The sequence below is a fragment of the Huintestinicola sp. genome (genome assembly GCF_051882455.1).
Taxonomy (GTDB): domain Bacteria; phylum Bacillota; class Clostridia; order Oscillospirales; family Ruminococcaceae; genus Huintestinicola.
This window is the reverse complement of record NZ_JBJERV010000036.1, coordinates 1-2702: the sequence shown is the minus strand read 5'-3', so window position 1 is coordinate 2702 and position 2702 is coordinate 1. Positions and strand designations below refer to the sequence as shown.

Annotated in this window: 5 protein-coding genes; all 5 read right to left on the bottom strand. The window is 44.0% G+C overall.

Annotation, left to right across the window (positions count from 1 at the left end):
- Positions 1-134: 134 nt before the first annotated feature.
- A complete protein-coding gene (locus ACI4J0_RS05380; protein ID WP_439764786.1) occupies positions 135-548 on the bottom strand; it encodes a GNAT family N-acetyltransferase in 414 nt (137 codons plus the stop codon).
- Positions 549-626: 78 nt separating this feature from the next.
- Entirely contained in the window at positions 627-968 is a 342-nt protein-coding gene (rplQ, locus tag ACI4J0_RS05375; RefSeq protein WP_439764785.1) for a 50S ribosomal protein L17, read from the bottom strand.
- A 39-nt stretch (positions 969-1007) separates the two neighbouring features.
- A complete protein-coding gene (locus ACI4J0_RS05370) occupies positions 1008-1961 on the bottom strand; it encodes a DNA-directed RNA polymerase subunit alpha (RefSeq protein ID WP_439764784.1) in 954 nt (317 codons plus the stop codon).
- A 48-nt stretch (positions 1962-2009) separates the two neighbouring features.
- The gene (gene rpsD, locus ACI4J0_RS05365; protein WP_439764783.1) at positions 2010-2606 is read right to left on the bottom strand and encodes a 30S ribosomal protein S4; all 597 of its coding nucleotides are present in this window, start codon (positions 2604-2606) and stop codon (positions 2010-2012) included.
- Positions 2607-2627: 21 nt separating this feature from the next.
- The coding region (gene rpsK / locus ACI4J0_RS05360; RefSeq protein WP_439764787.1) for a 30S ribosomal protein S11 at positions 2628-2702 on the bottom strand (75 nt) is incomplete at its 5' end.

The window sequence follows — 2702 nt, the reverse complement described above, 5'->3', positions numbered from 1 at the left end:
ACCTGCAAGCCTTTGGAAAAGGCTTGAGCGAAACTTTTGCTCCGATTTGGAACTACAGTTTATTTTGCTATATTAATTTATTAACTTTTTCGACAAGCTGAAATCCCCGAGAAATATTTCTTTCTCGGGGATTTTTATCTTATCATCTTGAACATTCCGGGTCCGTCCCACTCACAAGGTCTTTCTTCAAAGCCCTTTTTCTTATAGAACGGCACAGCTTCCTTCGTGCTTATCAATTCAAGGCTTACCGCCCAATCGGGAGCAATAATTTCTCTTATATAGCTTTCCAGACTGTCAATGAGCATCGAACCCACGCCTTTTGACTGATATTTGGGTATAACCGCAAAATCCTTGATATAAAAAGACATTCCGCCATCACCGATAAGTCTGACCATTGCAACGGGTTTGCCGTTATCATATGCTGTAAAGGTCGCTAATGTGTTTTCGAGAGCTTTCTTCACCTGCTCGGCACAGGGCGGCTCCCAACCTACCGATCTATAAAGTTCCAGGAACAGTTCCGCAGTTAAAGAATTCATCTTAATTTCCATACCTTGACACCTACTTTCGCAGAAAAAAATCCCCTCCGCAGAAACTCAGCGAAGGGGAAGTAAAAGTTTCAGTCAAACTTAAACAAGTTCGATAACTGCCATCTCAGCAGCGTCGCCACGGCGAGGACCAACCTTTACGATCCTTGTGTAACCGCCGTTACGGTCAGCATACTTAGGTGCGATTTCATCAAACAGCTTCTTAACAACGTCTTCCTTAGTAACATAAGCAAGCACCTGACGCTTGTTGTGAAGATCATTTGTCTTTGCTGTTGTAATCATTTTTTCAGTCATTGCACGAACTTCCTTAGCTCTTGTGACTGTAGTTTCGATTCTGCCATTTTCAAGCAGGAATGTAACCATAGCTCTCAGCATAGCCTTTCTATGGTCGCTTGTTCGGCCCAGTTTTCTGGTTCCCGGCATTATGATCACTCCTTACCTATCATAATATTGGAGAAAAAGTTATTCTTCTTCGGTATTAAGGTCAAATCCAAGTGACTGGAGCTTTTCCTTAACTTCATCGAAGGACTTCTTACCAAGATTTCTAACTTTCATCATTTCTTCTTCTGATTTACTTATCAGATCTTCAACGGTATTGATTCCCGCACGCTTCAAGCAGTTGAATGAACGTACTGACAAGTCAAGTTCCTCAATGGTCATCTCAAGGATCTTTTCCTTACCCTTGTCATCCTTTTCTACCATCATTTCTGTGATAGAGGATTCGTCTGAGAGATTGCTGAACAATTTCAGATGCTCAATGAGGAGATTGGCTGCCTGAGATACGGCTTCCTTTGCAGATACGGTACCGTCTGTCCATACCTCAAGGATAAGCTTATCGTAATCCGTAACCTGACCGAGTCGGGTATCCTCGACACGGAAATTTACTTTCAGTACAGGCGTGTAAATGGAGTCAACAGCGATCACATCAAGACCGAGATTGAAAAGCTGCTTGTTCTTTTCAGCGGGAACGTATCCTCTGCCACGGTCTATGGTGATTTCCATATACAGCTTGGCATCCTTGTCGAGAGTAGCAATGTGCATATCGGGAACAAGGATATCAACCTCAGAATCGGTCTTGATATCGCCTGCTGTAACGACGCATTCGTCTTCAGCTTCGATATAGATCGTCTTAGGACCTTCGCCGTAAAGCTTTGCTGTGAGTCCCTTAAGGTTAAGGATGATCTCAGTGACATCTTCCTTAACTCCGGGGATAGTTGATAATTCGTGGTGAACGCCGTCGATCTTTACAGATGTAACGGCAACACCCGGAAGCGAGGAGAGCAGTACTCTTCTGAGGCTGTTGCCCAGAGTAGTACCATAGCCGCGCTCCAGAGGAGCGAGTACGAACATACCGTATGTGCCGTTGGTTTCCAGCTTGACGGTATCAATTTCCGGCTTTTCGATTTTTTCAAGCATTTATAAAACCCTCCTATATTCGCAAAGTCAAGTAGAACAGTTTCGCTATTACTTGGAGTAAAGCTCAACGATAAGGTGTGTTTCGGTCTCGTAATCGAGATCCTCAGTCTTGGGCATACGTACAACCTTAGCAGCGAAATTAGCCTTATCAGCTTCAAGCCACATAGGAACTACTCTGCCTGCAGTCTGCTCAACAACATCCTTGAACTTAGCGCTGTCACGGCTTCCCTCGTAGAGAGCTATAACGTCGCCTTCCTTAACTCTGTAAGAAGGAATATCAACACGCTTGCCGTTTACAGTAAAATGTCTGTGGGAAACAAGCTGTCTTGCTTCACGTCTTGTAAGAGAAAGACCCATTCTGTAAACTACGTTGTCAAGTCTTGATTCAAGAACAGTGATAAGGTTATCACCGGCCTTGCCTTCCATCTTGGAAGCGATCTCAAAATAGTGGTAGAAGGGCTTCTCAAGTACTCCGTAGATGAATTTGAGCTTCTGCTTTTCCTTCAGCTGCATGCCGTATTCGGAAGTCTTCTTTCTGTTGTTACCACCGGGATTTCTGTTGGATTCCTTGGAGATACCCATTACCATAGGGCTGATGCCAAGGTATCTGCATCTCTTAAGGATAGGTTCTTTATTTACAGCCATTTCAATAACACCTCCTGCAAATTAGACACGTCTTCTCTTGGGAGGACGGCATCCGTTGTGGGGAATAGGAGTAACATCCTTGATGAGTCTTACTTC

Excerpts from the sequence above, each read along its gene's own strand:
- ACI4J0_RS05380 (WP_439764786.1), bottom strand. The coding sequence starts at position 548 with ATGGAAATTAAGATGAATTCTTTAACTGCGGAACTGTTCCTGGAACTT.
- ACI4J0_RS05370 (WP_439764784.1), bottom strand. The coding sequence starts at position 1,961 with ATGCTTGAAAAAATCGAAAAGCCGGAAATTGATACCGTCAAGCTGGAA.
- rpsD (WP_439764783.1), bottom strand. The coding sequence starts at position 2,606 with ATGGCTGTAAATAAAGAACCTATCCTTAAGAGATGCAGATACCTTGGC.
- rplQ (WP_439764785.1), bottom strand. The coding sequence starts at position 968 with ATGCCGGGAACCAGAAAACTGGGCCGAACAAGCGACCATAGAAAGGCT.